General features: G+C 65.3%; 18 protein-coding genes. 7 read left to right on the top strand and 11 right to left on the bottom strand.

The genetic code is table 11. The annotated features are described in order from the left end of the window. The first annotated feature begins 635 nt into the window (after window positions 1-635). Together NGM06_RS13170 and NGM06_RS13165 are read left to right on the top strand one after the other, a co-directional pair. Window positions 636-1,322 (top strand): CehA/McbA family metallohydrolase, encoded by a 687-nt coding sequence (locus tag NGM06_RS13170; protein ID WP_254267400.1) that lies wholly within the window; start codon window positions 636-638, stop codon window positions 1,320-1,322. A 17-nt stretch (window positions 1,323-1,339) separates the two neighbouring features. Next, window positions 1,340-2,452, top strand: a complete 1,113-nt coding sequence (locus NGM06_RS13165) for an asparagine synthase C-terminal domain-containing protein (protein ID WP_254270029.1) — start codon at window positions 1,340-1,342, stop codon at window positions 2,450-2,452. A gap of 81 nt (window positions 2,453-2,533) precedes the next feature. Here the strand turns inward: NGM06_RS13165 and NGM06_RS13160 are convergent, their stop codons facing one another. Beyond that, window positions 2,534-3,055 (bottom strand): hypothetical protein, encoded by a 522-nt coding sequence (locus NGM06_RS13160; RefSeq protein ID WP_254267399.1) that lies wholly within the window; start codon window positions 3,053-3,055, stop codon window positions 2,534-2,536. Between the two features lie 223 nt (window positions 3,056-3,278). Between NGM06_RS13160 and NGM06_RS13155 the strand changes: the two genes are divergently transcribed. Beyond that, entirely contained in the window at window positions 3,279-3,527 is a 249-nt protein-coding gene (locus NGM06_RS13155) for a hypothetical protein (RefSeq protein ID WP_254267398.1), read from the top strand. Window positions 3,528-3,544: 17 nt separating this feature from the next. Here NGM06_RS13155 and NGM06_RS13150 read toward each other — a convergent pair whose 3' ends face one another. From NGM06_RS13150 to NGM06_RS13140, 3 genes are all read right to left on the bottom strand, one after another. Beyond that, on the bottom strand, window positions 3,545-5,350 hold the full coding sequence (locus NGM06_RS13150) for an asparagine synthase-related protein (protein ID WP_254267397.1): 1,806 nt from the start codon (window positions 5,348-5,350) through the stop codon (window positions 3,545-3,547). 405 nt (window positions 5,351-5,755) lie between these two features. After that, window positions 5,756-7,249 (bottom strand): hypothetical protein, encoded by a 1,494-nt coding sequence (locus NGM06_RS13145; protein ID WP_254267396.1) that lies wholly within the window; start codon window positions 7,247-7,249, stop codon window positions 5,756-5,758. Between the two features lie 115 nt (window positions 7,250-7,364). Then, the gene (locus NGM06_RS13140) at window positions 7,365-8,846 is read right to left on the bottom strand and encodes a flippase (RefSeq protein WP_254267395.1); all 1,482 of its coding nucleotides are present in this window, start codon (window positions 8,844-8,846) and stop codon (window positions 7,365-7,367) included. Between the two features lie 371 nt (window positions 8,847-9,217). Between NGM06_RS13140 and NGM06_RS13135 the strand changes: the two genes are divergently transcribed. Continuing rightward, window positions 9,218-9,853 carry a hypothetical protein gene (locus NGM06_RS13135; RefSeq protein ID WP_254267394.1) on the top strand — a complete coding sequence of 212 codons (636 nt, stop codon included), beginning with the start codon at window positions 9,218-9,220 and terminating at the stop codon, window positions 9,851-9,853. A 17-nt stretch (window positions 9,854-9,870) separates the two neighbouring features. On the opposite strand, the gene NGM06_RS13130 is transcribed toward NGM06_RS13135, so the two are convergent. Together NGM06_RS13130 and NGM06_RS13125 are read right to left on the bottom strand one after the other, a co-directional pair. After that, a complete protein-coding gene (locus tag NGM06_RS13130) occupies window positions 9,871-10,353 on the bottom strand; it encodes an NUDIX hydrolase (protein WP_254267393.1) in 483 nt (160 codons plus the stop codon). Between the two features lie 245 nt (window positions 10,354-10,598). Further along, window positions 10,599-11,567 carry a transcription initiation factor IIB gene (locus NGM06_RS13125; protein ID WP_254267392.1) on the bottom strand — a complete coding sequence of 323 codons (969 nt, stop codon included), beginning with the start codon at window positions 11,565-11,567 and terminating at the stop codon, window positions 10,599-10,601. A gap of 288 nt (window positions 11,568-11,855) precedes the next feature. Between NGM06_RS13125 and gatC the strand changes: the two genes are divergently transcribed. Together gatC and gatA are read left to right on the top strand one after the other, a co-directional pair. Next, window positions 11,856-12,134: an Asp-tRNA(Asn)/Glu-tRNA(Gln) amidotransferase subunit GatC gene (gatC, locus tag NGM06_RS13120; protein WP_254267391.1), complete on the top strand. Its 279-nt coding sequence runs from the start codon at window positions 11,856-11,858 to the stop codon at window positions 12,132-12,134. Between the two features lie 31 nt (window positions 12,135-12,165). Then, complete coding sequence (gene gatA / locus NGM06_RS13115) at window positions 12,166-13,440, top strand: Asp-tRNA(Asn)/Glu-tRNA(Gln) amidotransferase subunit GatA (protein ID WP_254267390.1); 1,275 nt, start codon at window positions 12,166-12,168, stop codon at window positions 13,438-13,440. 58 nt (window positions 13,441-13,498) lie between these two features. On the opposite strand, the gene NGM06_RS13110 is transcribed toward gatA, so the two are convergent. Together NGM06_RS13110 and NGM06_RS13105 are read right to left on the bottom strand one after the other, a co-directional pair. Further along, a complete protein-coding gene (locus NGM06_RS13110) occupies window positions 13,499-14,185 on the bottom strand; it encodes a ZIP family metal transporter (RefSeq protein WP_254267389.1) in 687 nt (228 codons plus the stop codon). Window positions 14,186-14,316: 131 nt separating this feature from the next. Then, on the bottom strand, window positions 14,317-14,499 hold the full coding sequence (locus NGM06_RS13105; RefSeq protein ID WP_254267388.1) for a hypothetical protein: 183 nt from the start codon (window positions 14,497-14,499) through the stop codon (window positions 14,317-14,319). A gap of 51 nt (window positions 14,500-14,550) precedes the next feature. On the opposite strand from NGM06_RS13105, the gene NGM06_RS13100 reads away from it, so the two are divergent. After that, on the top strand, window positions 14,551-15,366 hold the full coding sequence (locus NGM06_RS13100; protein WP_254267387.1) for a hypothetical protein: 816 nt from the start codon (window positions 14,551-14,553) through the stop codon (window positions 15,364-15,366). A gap of 37 nt (window positions 15,367-15,403) precedes the next feature. On the opposite strand, the gene NGM06_RS13095 is transcribed toward NGM06_RS13100, so the two are convergent. The 3 genes from NGM06_RS13095 to NGM06_RS13085 all read right to left on the bottom strand — a co-directional run bounded on the left by NGM06_RS13095 (window position 15,404) and on the right by NGM06_RS13085 (window position 17,560). After that, window positions 15,404-16,321, bottom strand: coding sequence for an MOSC domain-containing protein (locus tag NGM06_RS13095; RefSeq protein WP_254267386.1), 918 nt, complete (start codon window positions 16,319-16,321; stop codon window positions 15,404-15,406). 98 nt (window positions 16,322-16,419) lie between these two features. After that, window positions 16,420-16,764 carry a helix-turn-helix transcriptional regulator gene (locus NGM06_RS13090; protein WP_163521607.1) on the bottom strand — a complete coding sequence of 115 codons (345 nt, stop codon included), beginning with the start codon at window positions 16,762-16,764 and terminating at the stop codon, window positions 16,420-16,422. A 25-nt stretch (window positions 16,765-16,789) separates the two neighbouring features. After that, entirely contained in the window at window positions 16,790-17,560 is a 771-nt protein-coding gene (locus NGM06_RS13085) for an NRDE family protein (RefSeq protein WP_254267385.1), read from the bottom strand. Window positions 17,561-17,577: the final 17 nt, after the last annotated feature.

Below are 17,577 nucleotides of genomic sequence, written 5' to 3'. Positions count from 1 at the left end.
GGTGCGTGCATACTTCTGCGGGTGCCGCGAGTGCGCCATGTAACTTCGGTGGAACGAGTTCTGGAGGGCCGTGCCAGCAGTCGCTCCCGACGGGCGTCGTTGGTCGTCGGAGCAGTCCGAATCTCGCCCATTCCCGAGATTCGAATCCAAATACTGTCTACTATCGGATCATTCTCCTCGCTCTGCTTCGGACATATAAACTTCATCCCGATATACAAAATCCGCAGTGATGCCGCTAGTCTCGAACGAAGACCGAAGCGAATCTCGTATCGAGGTAGACAATCAAAAGGACCAGTTTAGACGATAAATAGAACGCCCAAAAATGTCTATTTGATTCTGAGAGCACTATATTTCATTCTTACGCGCCGAACTCGTTTGTTCATTCCGAGGAGTGTTGACGCAGGGTACGACTTCCGGCACTCGTCCTCGTCCTCCTGCGAAGGTCGCTCACGGAACCCCGAGACTGAGAGTGCTCGCGGTCCGTCTGTCGTTACTGCGAACGGCCGATCGGATAACGCGAGTTACCAGCAATTCGTAGCGTCGTTAGGAAAGACGAACGCGACATTGAAGCACCGCAGACTCAGCGCGCGAAGCGGACCGAGTCGTTTTTGCTACTTCCCTGCAAACGGCCACCCGTGCTATCGGTCGAGCTACACGCCCACTCGTCGCTCTCGTACGACGGCCGCGATTCGGTCGACCTCCTGTTGGAGCAGGCCGCGGCGGTCGGTCTCGACGCGCTGGCCATCACCGACCACGACGAAATCGCGGCCAGCCTCGAAGCCGCCGAGAAGGCCGACGAGTACGGACTGGTCGGCATCCCGGGCATGGAGGTCAGTTCTGCCGCCGGTCACGTCCTCGGACTGGGCATCCGGGAGCGCGTCCCCGCCGGACTGTCGTTCGGCGAGACGCTCGACCGAATCCACGAACTGGGCGGCGTCGCCGTGATTCCCCATCCGTACCAGAAGTCCCGCAGCGGGGTGATGGCGAAGATTACCGAGTCCGAACTCGCCGAGGCCGACGCCATCGAAGTGTACAACTCCCGACTGCTGACGGGCCGCGGAAACCGGAAGGCGAGGCGGTTCGCCGAACGTCACGGACTGCCCCAGACCGCGGGGAGCGACGCCCACATCAACGAGATGGTCGGGCAGGCCGTCACCCGAATCGGCGCGGACGACCGAACTTCGGAGGCGATTCTCGACGCCATCCTCGACGGTCGGACCAGCGTCGAGGGCAAGCGCACCCCGTGGCACGTCAGTTTTCGACAGGCCGCGGGCGGGGCCAAGCGCCGAGTGAAGAACCGCCTCGGCGAGATGCTGGAATGACTCCCGAGGAGTCGCGGATGCGCGGTGCGTCGCCGAACGCGGTCGCAGAGGCGGTCGCGGCCGGAGAGTCGCTCTCCGGGACCCGCGGGTTCGCCGGACGACTGCCGGACGGTCGCCTCGTCCGCGACGTTCTCGGTCGGCAACCGATATTCGTGGAGCGAAGCGAACGCCCGCTCCGCGATGCGGACGATTGGGCGTTCTCGCCCGACGACCTCACGAATCCCGAACCGATTCCGGCGGGGCACACCGTCTCACCCGGTGAGCGGAGCGCCGAGCGCGTCTTCTCGGTTCCCGACCCCGCGCCCGCCGCGGACGACCGCGAGGCGGTCGCAGACCTCCGGCGCGCGCTCGGCGAATCGTTGGACTCCGTTTCCTCGCAGAGCGTGGCGGTCGCGTTCTCTGGCGGCGTGGACTCGGCCGTCGTGGCCAGCGCCCTCGACGCGCCCCTCTACGTCGTCGGCTTCCCCGACAGTCACGACGTGGCCGCGGCCCGGCGCGCCGCCCGACTGATGGGCCGCGAGGACGACCTTCGGGTCGTGGAACTCGACGTGTCCGACGTCGAGCAGGCGGTCGCCGACGTCGCCCGCGCGACCGGCCGAACCAACGCGATGGACGTGCAAATCGCGCTCCCGCTCTATCTCGCCGGGGAGCGCGCGGCGGCCGACGGGTACGACCGACTCGCGGTCGGGCAGGGTGCCGACGAACTGTTCGGCGGGTACGCCAAGGTCGCTCGCGCGCCCGAGGACCCCCGCGTCGAGGCCGAGACGGTCCGGGGCGCTGTCCGAGAGGTGATTCGGACCTTGCCGGACCAACTGGAGCGCGACCTGCTGGGGTTGCGCGCCGCGGGCGTGGAACCGGTCGCGCCGCTGCTGGACGACCGAGTGGTCCGGACCGCGCTCCGACTACCGGGCGACCTACTGGTCGATTCCCGCGGCGAGCGCAAGAAGGCGTTCCGCCTCGCGGCCCGGGAGTTCGTCCCCGACCGCGTGGCGTTCCGGGAGAAGAAGGCGGTCCAGTACGGGAGTCTCGTCGCCCGCGAGTTAGACCGCCTCGCGCGACAGGCAGGATTCAAACGCAGGATGGACGACCACGTCTCCCAATACGTCGCGTCCCGAGTCGAGACGGAGTAATCCAGTCGGAGACGTGGCCATCGGCCGAGAGCGCTCGACTGCCGCTACGCGGTTCGCGTCCGAGCGTACTGGACGTTCGATTCACACCGCCTCGGCCAGTTCCGCCAGTTCCTCGCCCACCTCCTCTCGGGCCGAGAACGAGAGGCGCTGGCGCTCGTTGTCGATGACGACGGTGACGGTCGCGCAGTCGGGTCCCGTCCCGACCACGGTCCGGGCGACCAGCAGCGTAACCGAGAGCAGAATCAGCGCGACCCCGCTGGTGGCGTCTTGGGTAGCGGCCAGCAGTCCGACGAGTAGGCAGAGGCCGCCGCACGCGAGGAACGCCGTCGAGAGGTCGAGTCGTTCGCCCGCGGGTTCGATTTTCACCGCCCGAACGTGATTGTAGCCGATGGAGACGGTAGTCTCGCTGGTCTCGAAGAGGATGCGACGGTCGGTCGCGGCGAAGGCGGTCGGCGAGTCGGAGGCCGTCCGCCACTGGTTCACCCAGCGAACGTCGGACCCGGTCCACGAGAGACGAATCTCCTCGGTGGACTCCAACCGGTCTCGAAACGGCGTGTCGCGCTCGCTTGGAACCTGCTCGCCATCGAGCCGACTGGTACTCATGTGGTCGGTCTGTTCGGAACCGAGATTAATTAACTTTCTCAGGTCATAAAAACTCTCGGATATTTGAAACGGGTTCGCGTAGATTCGGGTATCGCTTCGGGCGTGTCCCCGAGTTCGGCCGAACCACGAGCGACGAGTCTACTGTGGCCTAATCCGGCTTAATACGGACTTAGCGTCGGCTAACCTCTATATGTTTATTGTGCGGTACGTCGTGGGTTTCGACATGCAGAACGAGGTCCGAGAACGGACACCGATGGCGGAAATCCTTCGCCGGGCGAGCGCGGCGCGCGTCGTGGGAGTCTCCTCGGCGCGGTACTTCTCCAGCAACGTCGCCGAGATGGGGTGGCGCGACAGACTGTTACTGCCGGTCGTCGCTCTGCTGATGGTGGCGCTGGTGCTCGTCGCTCCGGGAGCACTCTCGGAGGACTCCTTCGCGGAGATGTCTCAGCACGCACCGGTCACCGGCTACTAAACCGGCGCAGTCCGCGTTTACTTCTCTTTACGGTACCCCTCTCCGTCGGTAATCACCGCGGTCTGGTCGGTTCGGACGGGACGGGCGGGCGTGTAGTTGGTGGTCGCCAACAGCGTCAGCAGGTTGTAGAGTTCTTGCCCGCGGTAGTCACCGCCGTTGCGAACGACGTCTGCGACCGCCGTGTCGTCGAACGGCGTTTCGCCCGCGCGTCGGACCTCGTTCGCCAGCGCCTCGGTAACTTCGTCGCTCGCACCGCCGTTCAGGAAGGAGGTGATGGCGTCTCTGAGGCCGGGATACCGACTGACGAGGTTGACACCGAGTAGCTTCAGTTCGTGCGTGACGGAACTCACCGGCGCGTCGTAGTTAGCGTTCTCGATGTCGCACAGCGACGGGCCCAACTCCTCGAGGAAGGCGGCCTGCAACCTGCTCCGGCGCTTCTGGTCGGCGGGCACGCTCATCGCGTAATCGAAGAATTCCGTCGCGTAGAACGGCGAGACACTCCAGCAGTAGTAGCGATTCCGGTCCTCGCCGTGGTTGAGCCAGTTCATCCCTCGTTCCCGGACGAGGAAGTGGACGTACTGGGCGTCGTAGGCCGACTCCGGGTACGAGTCCAACCGGGCCTGTACCGACTGGACGAGTCGCTCGCGCGACACCCCGGTCAGGTCTGCCGCTTCCTCCGGGTCGAAGATGCTGTGAGTGTCCACGACGTATTCGGCGAGGTCGCGCCGACCGTCGAACTCCCGCGGCGGGGTCAGGTCCGGTAGCGCCTTGTCGCCGCCGTCGCCCGTGACGTAGGTGAACTTGCCGTGGCGCGCCTCCAACTGTTCGAGGAAATCGAGCAGGAACGACATTGCGAGAAAGTTCAGTCCCTGCTTCATCTCCAGCAGGTCTTCACGGTGGCGCTCGGTCCGCTCCACGGCGTACCGCTCCCAGTCGGCGTCAAGCGCGTCGGCGATGCGCTCGGCGAGTCGAACGTCCGAACTGTTCGCGTCGTTCGGTTTCTCGAAGGTCGCCGTGAGATACGGGACGCCAACGGCGTCGTATCCGCCCGCGACGGCCCGAGAGTCGAGACCGCCGCTCAGCGAAACCACGTTCGGCAGGTCGTCCGCGGCTCGATTCGCGCAGGCCTCCTCGAACCGGGACGCCAGTTCGCGGGCGTTCTCCCGGACGTTCCGGTCAGCGTAGGGCGTTTGCTGGAAGTCGTGGCTGTGGAGGCTCCGGACGGCCACGTCGCCGTCGATGCGAACGTACGACCCCGGCGGGACGCGGCGCACCGAGTCGAAGAGCGTCCGGTTCCCGAGTTGATATCCGAAGACCAGCGTCTGGGCGAACGCGACCACGTCCGGTTCGAGCGGGTCGTCGCGGTCTCGGGCGAGACTGCGGACGAACTTGAGTTCGCGAGAGAGAACGACGTCGTCGCCGACGGTGGCGTAGTAGACCGGGAGTCGAGCGAAGGTGTCGTTCACGGCCGAGACGGCCCCAGTTTCCTTCTCGTATGCCAGTACGAGGAAGTCGCCGTCACGGTCGGCGACCCACGACCGAACCGCTTCGAGGCGCTCTTCGAGTAGTTTGGGGCCGAGGGACCGAAGTTCGCGTTCCTCGTCGTCAGTATCGTAGAGGCGGCCTTCGAGTACAAAAACTGCGTCCGAGGTTTCGACCACCTTTACAGGGTACTCGGAGTAACCGGTGGACCCGAGAAACGCGGCACTGTCGTCTACGTGGACCGTTCGGTCGTAATCGTCGCGGAAGCAGATGGTACGTAGCGAGGCCGAGGCGGCCTCTCCGACGGTCGTCTGCCCCTGAACGAATGAAATTCCGGGCATCGTGTGTTAGTCCAGAATCCATTCGCGTATTGTTATATTGTGATTGTGACTGAATCCCGCGGGCGCTCGGAGCGACAACTAGTTACTGAACCCTAACAGGATACTCGTAATTACGGCGCAGTTACCCCCGAGCTATCCGACGAGTAACGCGAGGGCGTCCCCGAGCCAGTCAGAGGCCTCGTCGGGCGTCAGGACACCCGAATACGGCCGTTACGTCGGCCGTGCAGAGCGGCGCGACCTCCGCTCTGTGGCAACGTTCGTCGCGGAAACCGACGGACTAATCGGTCCGAGAGCGTCCGCTGGTCTCGGTGTCGCCGTTCTGCCCGCGAAACGGTTTCAGCCCCACCCTGAACCTCGGCAGAGATGCTAATACCGCGGCCGACTGCCCAAAAGAGTGCGCTGCGATTAGACGTCGTCCTCGACGTTGACCGTCGCGGGGCCGTCGAGTCGGAAGCCGGTGATCTCGCCCGAGAACCGGTAGCCGTCCGTGCCGCCGATGACGCGCCCGGAGATTGTGCCGTCCGAAATCACGTCGTGGGAGTTGACCGAACCGAGCGCGGCGCTCTTGCGGGCCGTGCCGCTGAACTCCACGGTGTACTCGCTGGATTGCCGGGGCGTATCGCTCCCGTCGATGACCAACTTGTTCGGTAGCACGAGGTCGCCCACGCTGACTTCCTCGCCGCCGTACCGGAGCGTCCACTTCGACTCGTCGAGGTTCATCGAAACGATGTCGCCATCCACGAAGAAGGCGTCGCCGTAGCCGTTGCCCGACAGGCCCGAGACCGTGACCGTGCCGTCGCCGTTGTCCGAGACGGTGTCGTTGCTTTCGGCGGCCACGTCTCCCGAGGCGGTCCGCTTCTGGACGCTCCCCTCGACAGTGAACTCGTACTCGGCGTTCGAGGTGTCCGACCCCGCGACGAGTTCGAAGAGCGTTCCGGTCGGACCCGAGTCGTCGGACTCGCTCGTCGTCGAGTCCGAGCTACCGCCGTCGGTACCGCTCGTCGCGCTCGCGGCGGCCTTCGCCGTCGTCGGCACGCCGTCGGGCATCCGGTCGCGGGGAGTACCGGCCGAACTGCCGGAGATGTCGGCGCTGTCGACGTAGGTGTGGGTCCCGCCGGAGAACCGGGTGTTCTCCAACTGCACCACGGCGGGCGACTCCCACGCACCGTCGCTCGCGTAGATTCCGTTGTGAACGTCGCAGTCGATGAGTTTCGTGGTGTTGTAGAATCCCCAGTAGCCTCGACCCGAGCCTTCACACACACAGTTTTTACAGTACGAACCGTCGGTTCCGAGTCGGAAGTCGGCAGTCGGGTTGTCGGCCGCGTACGAATTGGTGATCTGGACCGTCCCGTCGCCGCCGGGGTTGGGGTGGTCGTCGTGGTTGCCGGGGCCGCTGGCGTAGACGCCGTTCCCGGCCCAGCCTTGCACGTTCACGCGGTCGATGTCGATGTGACCCGTGTGATAGGCGTGGACGAAGATGCCAGTAGTCAGTCCAGCGGGGGCGTCGTACCCGCCGTCGCCGAGGTAGACGTTCTCGATGGTCCCCGTCCCGCCGTTCGGACAGAGCGCCACGATCGGGTCGTCGACGTTGGCATCGAAGTACCCGCGAACACCGACGTTGCGAATCGCCCAGCCGTCGCCGCTGGCCGAGATGCGGTAGCCCGCGCCGGACGCGGAGATGTCGATGAGCGTGTTCTCCAAGGTGTCGCCGTCGCCGAGACTGAAACTCCGAACCTCGCCCGCGGGGACGGTAATCGTCTCGAAGTCCGCCGCGGCGGTGACCCCCGTGCCGAATGCCGTGACGGACGCCGCCGTCGCGGCAGCCAATCGCAGGTAGTTCCGTCTGTTGACGTTCGATGCCTCTTCCGATGGTTCGCGTGTCGTTTCGTCGCGTGCCATGCCACTTTCAATGCTTAACCCATCTTTTAAGTATTTTCCGATTCCATGAATGTGACGTCGAGAGAGAACTCCGCTCACCCCCGGTTCGAGGCGCTCTATCCGGGAAAACACGGGGCTACTGATCACTCAACAGGAAAGATTTCGTCGAACCGATATCTAACAGTCCTGTCCGAATCGCCAGCGCGGACCAGATGGCGACGCCGAACAGGACGACTCCGACCAGCGAGAACACGCCGGAGACGTACTGGGTGGCGACGAGGACCGGGACTCCCATCCCGGCCGTGACGACGCCGATGAGTCCGACCGGTCGGAGCAGTCGCTTCGAGTCCAACGGGAGTTCGGAGTACATCACAGACACGTTGACGAGCGTGTAGATTCCGAAGGTAATCACGGTCGCCACCGCGGCCCCGATGACACCGAGCCTCGGGATGAGAACCAGATTCAGGAGGAAGTTGGCGACCGCAGTCGAGCCTTTAGCGACGGCCCGAACGCGCGCCCGGCCGAGGAAGTCGAGGGCCTTCGTCGTCGTCTCGTTTATCGCTCGCAGGACCACGTAAATTCCCAGCACCTGCAGGACCGGCGCGGCGGACAGATACGCCTCGCCGAAGACGATGCGAATCGTCGGTTCGGCCACGATGATGACGCCGACAGCGCCGGGGAGGTAGAGCAGGAGCGTGTATTCGAGCGTCTTGCGGTACATCCGCGAGGCCTGATCGAGTCGTTCGTTCACCTTCTGCTCGCCGTAGGTCGGCGAGATGCTGAACCCGAGCGACCCGGCCAGAACCGTGAGAGACGAGGATATCTGCTTCGCGAGGGTGTAGAAGCCCACGGCGGCGGGATTGAGGAGGACGCCGATGAGGATGGTGTCGATTTTCGTGTTGAGGACGCCCGCACCGCGGGTTATCGTCATCGGCGCGCTGTATTCGAGAATACGGCGGGAGAGACCCTCTTCGCGTTCGTCGGCTTTCTCGTAGTTGCTGTAGAAGTACTTGTAGAGGACGACGAAGCCGACGCACATCCCCAGCGCCGCACCGACGAGATAGCCCAGCAGGGCACCTAGCGCGCCGAACCCGAGGACGAAGACGAACAAGACTGCGAAGACGATTCGGTTGACGTTGTTGACGACCTGCACGAGTGCGCTCCACGAGACGCAGTTGAACCCCTGAAACAGCAGCGCGTTGAAGACGCTGAGTGAGTGGAACCCCAGATACACCGAACCGACGAGCAACAGGGGTGCGACCGCGGGTTCTCCGACGAGGGTGGCGACGTAGTGCCGACCCAGCGCGAGTCCGCATCCGACGACGCCGATGAACAACAGTCGGTACTTGAGCGCCGTCTCGAAGACGTAGGGTACTTGCGAGGAGTCCGACTCCTTGAACTCCGTCACGTAGCGCGCCGCGGACTTCGCGAGGCCGAGGTCGCTGAACAGGCGCGCGACGCCGATAATCGAGAGCGCGAGAAACAGGATGCCGTACTCTCCGGGACTGAGGAGGAACCGAGTCAGCAGGACCATCAGCACCGCGTTCGACAGGACGTGGACGCTCCGCGCCAAGAACGTCATCTTCAGACCGCGCGAGAGTCTGTCCTTTACGGCCACGATTCCTCCTCCGTCGAGCGGTCCCCGTTCGCGTCGATTCTCCGACTCGCGGCGAGGCTAGATACGTCTCGGAGGCTCTGGGCCGACCAACTCATGGTGGCAGTATCATGGATTGAGACGGCTTTTGTTCTACCCACCATGTACCGCGCTTAGGGAGTCGGTACTCCGAGTCAGGCCGCGCTTGTTCCCGCTCTCACCTCCGTTCGCTTCGGCCGAGGACCGTCCCGCCGCCAGACTACTGACGAACGTTTAGGAAACGCCGTGTTTCTCCTGCAAATCCAGTCTAATCGGCGTTAAAAGCAGTTTAATCGGGATTGAGGAACGTCCCCGATTAAACGATTCGGGGTCGATGCGGGAAACGGGTTCGGACGATGACCGACGAAACACGAGAACCAGAAGCGACCGACGGGATGGACCGCCGAACGGTGCTAAAAGGGACGACCGCCGCCGGACTCCTCGGCGCGGGGATGGTCGGAACCGCGAGCGCAGACGAGTGGAATCGCCTGCGATTCAGGGCCGCGGGCGACGCGACGTTCGAGTACCGCGTCAGCGTCAGCGGCGAACTCAAGCGCGAGGCCAACCGCGACGGCTACGATACCCTCGTCGACGAGAACACCGCCGAAGGTGCGGCCAGCAAGGGCCGATACGACGATTGGCTCTTCACGGGCGAAATCACGGAGTTGAAACTCAGCGGTCCGGGCAGGGTGCTGATAAACGGCGAAGTGGTCGAGGACACGACCGAGGACGAGGAACTGACGAACACGATTACGCTGGAAGCCGAGGACAGGGTCTCGTACAAGTTCCGGGTCTCCGGCCGGGTCGAGAAGGGACCGAAGGCTGGGACGCTCGGCGTCGATACCGTCGAGGGCAACGTCGTCCGCGGCGAGGTCGGCGGGACCGTCGAGGGCAACGAGGACCCGGTGGACACGTACCGCTACTCGGGGTCCATCTCGTTCGAGGAGGCCAGCGGGCCGCTGACGGTCACGCTAGACATCGACGACTCGTAGACCGAACCGAGTGGCGACTACTCGGACCGCTCCGCTACCTTCTCGATGGCCTCCAGACCGATTTCGGCGACCTCGCTGGTGAGTTCGTCGGCCGCCCTGAGGTCCTCGCGGGCGAACCACTCCCACGCCTCGGCGTCGGCCTCGTCGTCGCCTTCGGGGTCGATGTCGCGGTCCGCCGCTCGCGCGAAGTAGACGTGGTCGATGTGCTGGTGGCCGACTTCGCCGTCCGGATAGACGTCGATGTCGAACAGCATGACGTGTTCGGCGGGCGCGAGTTCCCGGCCCGCCTCGACTTCGACGCCGGTCTCGGGTTCCAGCAGGTCCACGTCGAGACCGGTCTCTTCGCGGACCTCGCGTCGGGCCGCCTCCCGCGGGAGTTCGTCGCGGTCCACGTGACCGCCCGGCGAGAGCCACATGTCGAGTCTGTCGTGGTGGTGCAGGGCGATAGCGCCGTCGTGGACGACGTAGACGGTCGCAGTGAAGTGACGGGTCGTCTCCATGACCGGCCGAACGGAGAGATGACGCATGTGAATTTCGGTCGGAGTTCCCGTTCGGCCCGGTGTTCGGACGGAGACCCGCTACTCGGGAGGACGTAGTTCTGCACGGACTACCGGCGTTCGTCTCGCTAAGAAATGCTTCAGTCTCCGTGCGAGGCACGTTCAGTTTCTGTGAGGGCCACTTCGGTCTTCGAGAGCGCTACGTCCGTCTCGGCGGGGTGACTAGCGACGCACGCCACGAAAGAGAATTACAGTGCGATGCCGTCTTCCTTCGCTTCGAGCAGTTCGTGGTAGCGGTTCCGAATCGTGACTTCGCTGATGTCGGAGACGTCGCTGACCTCGCTCTGGGTCACCTTCTCGTTGCTGAGTAGCGCGGCGGCGTAGACGGCCGCGGCGGCGAGACCGACCGGCGACTTGCCGCTGTGGATTCCCTTCTCCGTCGCGGTGTCCAGCAGGTCTCGGGCGCGGCGTTCGACCTCCTCGCTCACGCCGAGGTCCGAGACGAACCGCGGGACGTAGCTCTTGGGGTCGGCGGGCTGAATCTGGAGGTTGAGTTCCCGGACGACGTAGCGGTAGGTTCGGGCGATTTCGTCTTTCTCGACCCGCGAGACGTTGGTAATCTCGTCCAGACTGCGCGGCGTGCCCGCCTTCCGGGCCGCGGCGTAGAGCGCGCTCGTGGCGACGCCCTCGATGGAGCGGCCGGGGAGGAGGTCCTCGTCGAGCGCGCGGCGGTAGATGACCGACGCGGTCTCTCGGACGTTGTCCGGCAGGCCGAGTGCGGAGGCCATGCGGTCGATTTCGCCGAGCGCCTGCTTGAGGTTGCGCTCCTTGGAGTCGCGGGTGCGGAAGCGCTCGTTCCACTTGCGGAGACGCTGCATCTTCTCTCGCTGGCGCGACCCCAGCGAGTTGCCGTAGGCGTCCTTGTTCTGCCAGCCGATGTTGGTCGAGAGACCCTTGTCGTGCATGGTGTTCGTCGTCGGTGCGCCGACCCGACTCTTCTGGTCCTTCTCGCTGGCGTCGAACGCGCGCCACTCCGGACCGGGGTCGATCTGGTCCTCGTCCACGACGAGTCCGCATTCGGCACAGACCGTCTCCCCGCGCTCGTCGTCGGTGACGAGGTTACCGCTGCACTCGGGACAGCGGTGTTCCTCGGACTCTCGTTCGGATTCCTCGTTCGTTCGCTCGTCGGTGTGTGTTCGGGTGCGTGTTTCAGTCATGTTGGATGGGTGGTGAGATAGCCGTGGGTAGATAGGTCGGTACTCCGCAGACGGGACGGCCGGATGACGGGATTCAGAAGACGTCTCCTAGTTGTGCCCATTGCTACTTAAAGACTGTGGCAACGACCGGTTTCTCCGATTCCTCGTTCGTCGCGTCTCCGACGGTTTCGGGCCTCCAGCCGTAATTCTCTGGGTTTTCTTCTGACACCAGAATTCACCAATGTTTAATACCTGGTTTGCGGGTCCGCTATCGAAACCCTTACCGCTGGCCCACGGGTTGTGACGAACATGAGCGACACGTCTCCCGGTCCCGAGGAGGTCCGTCGCATCGCCGACCTCGCCCGCGTCGGACTCGACGACGACGAGGTCGAGCGGTTCACCGACCAGTTCGCGGACATCCTCGACTACTTCGACACCCTCGACGAGGTGCCCGAGGTCGAACGCGAGACCGACCTCGTGAACGTCATGCGCGAGGACGAAGTCCGCGAGTGTCTGAGTCAGGAGGAGGCGCTGGCGAACGCACCGGAGACCGAGGACGGCTACTTCAAGGGACCGAACGTCTCGTAACTGCTCCACGACGAACTACTACCACGTAACCATGAGCGCAGATTACAACGTATTCATCACCGAGGAGACCATCGAGGGCGAGTCCGACGGTCCCCTCGCCGACAGGACCGTCGCCGTCAAGGACAACATCAGCACCGAGGGCGTCCGGACGACCTGCGGGTCCGAGATGCTGGACGACTACGTCCCGCCCTACGACGCCACGGTCGTAGAGCGTCTCACGGACGCGGGCGCGACCATCGTCGGCAAGGCCAACATGGACGAGTTCGGCATGGGTTCGACGACCGAGACCTCGGCGTTCGGTCCGGCCGAGAACCCGGTCGCTCCCGGCCACGTTCCCGGCGGGTCGTCGGGCGGGAGCGCGGCCGCGGTCGCCGCGGGCGAGGCCGACCTCGCGCTCGGTAGCGACACCGGCGGTTCCATCCGTAACCCGGCAGCGTTCTGTGGCGTCGTCGGTATCAAGCCCACATACGGACTCGTCTCGCGCTACGGTCTGGTCGCCTACGCGAACAGTCTCGAACAGATCGGTCCGCTCGCGCCGACCGTCGAGGAGGCCGCCGAACTGCTCGACGTCATCAGCGGGCCGGACGAGAACGACGCGACGACCCGCGAGGAGGGTGCGGACTCCGAGTACGCCAGCGCCGCGACCGGCGACGTGGAGGGCACGACCATCGGCGTCCCGACCGAACTCGTGGCGGGCGCGGACGAGGGCGTCCGCGAGCGCTTCGAGGCGACGCTCGACGACCTCCGCGAGCAGGGCGCGACGGTCGAAGAGGTCTCGCTGCCCTCGGTCGAACACGCGGTCGAGGCCTACTACGTCATCGCCATGTCCGAAGCCTCTTCCAATCTCGCACGCTTCGACGGCGTTCGGTACGGCAACTCCGGCGGGTTCGAGGGCAACTGGTACGAGGCGTTCAGCGACTCGCGCGAAGCGTTCGGCGAAGAGGTCAAGCGCCGCATTCTGCTCGGTACCTACGCCCTCTCCGCGGGGTACCACGACAAGTACTACGAGAAGGCGCAGGACGCCCGCGCGTGGGTCAAGCAGGACTTCGACGAGGCGTTCGAGTCGGTGGACGTGCTGGCGAGTCCGACGATGCCGACCCCGCCCTTCGAGGTCGGCGACAGTCTGGAGGACCCGCTCCAGATGTACCTCGCGGACGCCAACACCGTGCCGGTGAATCTGGCCGACCTGCCCGCGATTTCGGTGCCCGCGGGCGAGACCGACGACCTCCCGGTCGGGATTCAGTTCGTCGGTCCGGCGTTCGGCGAGGAGGACATCATTCGAGTCGGTAGCGCCGTCGAACAGTAGCCGCCTTCTCGACGGGACGACCGGCTATTTTCGTCGGCGTCGCGACCATAGACTGTTCTCACGTCAACACGAACGTCGTCAGGAACCCGGCCACCGTCCCGAAGGCGACGTAGGGACCGCCCGCCTCGTAGGCGTCCGGCATCACCTCGTCGGCGACCGAGGCGAGTACCGAGCCGCCCGCGAACGCCCGGACGGCCGCCAGCGGGGTCTTTCCGAACTTCGCGAACACGACGTTGCCGACGACGACCGATGCCGCCAACACGACTCCGGTGACGACCCAGACGCCGACGGCGAACCGATTCGAACGACCGTTCTCCTTCATGTTCTGGGCTCCGCCGAGCGCCTCCGGGAGGTTCGAGGCGAAGATGGCCGCGAGGAGCGCCAGAATCTGTCCCACGGAACTCCCGATGAGCGCCACGCCCAGCGCGAGGTTCTCGGGCACGCCGTCGAGCGTCACCGCGGCCACGAGCGCCCACCCCGACGACTCCTCCTCGTACTCCGCTTCGAGTTTGGCGTCGGCGAAGATGAACACCGCCGCACCGACCAGCAAGCCGCCCCCGGCGAGCCAGATTCCCCCGATTTTGAACGCGTCCTCGAAGAGGTCGTAGGCGACTGCGGTGATGAGCGCGCCCGCGGAGAACGCGAGCGCGGCGGCGACCACCTCCGTCGGCGGTCGCCAGTAGGTTCCCAACGCCGCGCCGACGACAAGCGCGCTCGACGCCGCCGCTCCGACGAGCGTCGCCATCAACAGCGACACGCACTATCACTCCCCTCGACCCTCGTGTGCGTCGAACTCGGGGTCGTCTCGACTCGGCGACGCGGAATCGACTCCGCCGACACTCTCGACCGAACGAATCGGAACGTCATCTCGACCACTTACGCCACGGGGGTAGTAGTGAACATCGGCGGAACGACTCGGTGAACCGTCTCCGGGTCACGGCCGGGGACGACCCAGCGCCGCCGAGCGCGGACGCCGGGGAGTCCGTTCGTTAGTCCGGCGTCCGGCCAAGCGGCGGCCGTCCGCACCGGCAGTGCTTCGAACAGTAACTCGCGAAACATCACCGATGACAAATAATAATTTTTATACCTGTGGTGCGGTGGACATGTCACATGTTGTTTTCAGACGTTCTGACCGTCCTCCTGCGACCGTCTCGAACCTTCGAGGAACGAAACCCTTCCGTCTCCGAGTCGGCGCTCGTCGTTCTGACAGTCGCCGCAGTGACGGCGGCGACTCGGGTCATCTCGGTCTGGGCCTATCCGGGTAGCGAGACGGTGGTCGGGTTGGTGAGCGGGTACGTGATACCGACCGTCCTGTCCTTCGTCTTCGCGTGGGTTCTGGTCGCCGGGGCGCTCGTGGTGCTCATCCCCTCGCGCGTCGAGGACCTCGGCGGGATGTTGGCAACCATCGGTTGGGGGTTCGTTCCGGCCGTCCTCTCGGCGGTGGTGCGGCCCGTCCAACTCGTCACGATGGCCATCGAGTCACGGGGGTCGTTGTGGCTGACCATCGGCGGAACTGGATACGGTCTGGTTTTCGCATTCGCCGCCGTCGCAGTCGTGTGGCAGTGGTACATCACGTTCCAGCTAGTTCGAGCGAGGTACGACGTCGAAGCCAGTCACGCGGCCGTCGCCACCGCGGTTCCGTTCGGCGCGGTACTGGCCAACGGCGTGTTCGGCCTCTCACTCGGACTCCCCAGTTGGGGGTCGGTCGGCTACAGAACACTGTTCTTCGGCCTGTCGGTACTCGTGGTCAACGACCTCCGCAACGGTACGTTACTGCAGTCGAGTCCCGACGGGTCGAAGGGCAAGCAACGGGGCAGTTACCGTAATCGGATACCGTGGCTGACCTTCGGTTCTCGGGTCCTCGGCGTCTGTTTCGGTGGTGCTGGTTTCGTGATACTCGGCGGGTCGACCTATCTCGTTGGGTAACGACTCGTCCGTTCGAGCGCCGAGGTAGAAATTGCGGTTACGCCGACTGCGTGCCGAGTCGCTCCACCGGGTCGCCCACCTCGATGCTCGCCCCGTCGGACGCCTCGGGGACGCGGGTGTTGACCATCAACCGGAACGCGTGGTCGAATCGGTCGCCCGCGGTCCACGGCGGCATCGTCCCTTTTCGTCGGCGCACGAACGTCTCCCGGAAGTCGGGCGTCTCCGCCCCGGTATCGGGGTCTCGTCCGGGAACGACGCAACGCTGACAGGGGTGGACGCCGACGAGTTCGGCGTCGCCGACGCGGAATCGGACGACTTCGCCAGTGTCGCCGAACAGGCGGTCCTCCCAGAACGGTGGGACCCCGCCGACTTCGAGGTTCGCGCGGAACCGCCGCCGCGCCGATTCGAGGTCGAAGTCGAACCACGCCGCGACCTCTCGGAGCGTCGCCGTCGAGACGACGGTCGGCCCGTGGCGCTTCCGGTCGTCGTGCTGGCCGGTCTCGTCGCGCCGGACGCTGACCTCTCGGTCGAAGTAGTCCGAGAGCCACGCGTTCAGGTCGGCGTGGACCGCGGCCTCGTCGTCCAGGGCCTCGGCGAGTTCGAACCGCCGGGCCTCGTCATCGCTGTCGCTCTGTTCTCGGAGCGTGACCGCCGGGCCGCCCTCGTCGCGGGGGTGGAACTGCGAGCGGAAACGGTGGACCGCGTCGGTCTTCTTCCCGTTGACGTAGTCGCCGCTCCCGCCGACGTCGGCCGCGTCGGGGTCGTAGGGCGCGTCGGCGGGGCGGTCGAGGACGGCCCACTCGCGGTCGCCCGCGAGGGCACCGTCTGTCGAGAGCGTCGCTCGGTCGCGGGGTTCCGCGTCGAGGGACTTGACGGGGAAGTACTGGACGTGCGCGAGGTGCGGGTCGGCCCCGCCGAGTTCGGTGACCGGGTGGTCGCCGTACCACTCTGGCATGGACGGAGATTCCACTGTCGACGGCAAAAAGCCACTGAACGGCGTAAGAACGCCGAAATCCGAACTCGTTCGGCCGATACACCCACGGGCGGGTACGATTACTCGCTGTACGCGAGGTTCATGATCCACTGCGAGAAGGCGTCGCTCTCGGCGTCTACTTCCTCTTCGCCGATGAACGGCGAGAGCATGTCGCCCGCCATCAGCAGCGAGAAGTCGAGGTCGCGCGCCGCCGGCGTGATGAGGTAGGTGTTGTGTCCGTCGTAGACCGTCTCCTCGCGCTGGACGAGACCCTTGTCGTCCAGCGAGTCCACGATGCGGCTTCCCTTCCGGGAATCGACGTCCAACTCCTTCCAGAAGTCGCTCTGGTGGATGCCGCCGGACTGCCGGACGAGTTCCAGACCCGCGCGCTCCTCCTCGGTGAGGTCCTCCTCGGATACTGCCATACCCGGAACACGGTCCCCGAGCCGTTTAAAACTGACCGTCCTCGTCGCGGGGCGTGACGACCTCGTACTCGGTCTCGCAGGATCTGCCGTCGGCGAACCAGTAGCGGCCCTCGCCGGTCGAATCGACCGCGACCAGCGACGACGACCGAGTGCCGTAGCCGTCGCGGTGGACGCAGACCTCCATGTCGTGGTCGCGCAGGACCTCCTTCGCTCGCTCGAACCACGCTTCGACGCCACCATCGGCGTCGGGGCGCTCGGCGGTCCCGGCGTCGTCGGGGTCGGTACGCTCGGCGGTCCTGTCACCGTCGGGACGGAGGGCCTCGCGGATGCTGGCGGACTTCGTCGCGGCGTCGTCGTAGCCGTCGTTGACCACGACGTGGACGCCGGGGTCCAAGTGAGTCGTCCTGAGGACGCCGTCCCACTCCAGCAGAGTCGCCTCGTCGGCATCGGCGACGACGAGGTTGAACCCGGCGTACTCGCGGTCGGCGAGGTCCGCCTCCACGTGGGAGACGGCGTCGCTCGCGCTCTCTCTGGCGAGGGCGTCGCGAACGAGCAGGCCGCGCGAGCGCTCGCCGTCGATGTCCGTCCGGCGGTTGGTCACCGCGACGAACACGCCCGCGTCGTTGTAGCCGATCCACGTCCCGCTCGCCTCTTCGTCGCTCGGCGCGACCACGGTCGGGTCGCGGTCGAGCACTCCCGGCGGCCGCGAGGGTCGGCCGAGCGCCTCGTCACGGTTCGCCGCGGCGGCGACCGGCGTCCCGTCGAACACCTGCCACGCGAGGATGAGGGTACACACGACTACTGCTACGGACC

Source organism: Halorussus aquaticus (assembly GCF_024218795.1).
GTDB classification, from domain to species: Archaea; Halobacteriota; Halobacteria; order Halobacteriales; family Haladaptataceae; genus Halorussus; species Halorussus aquaticus.
This window is presented reverse-complemented; position numbering and strand designations above follow the sequence as displayed.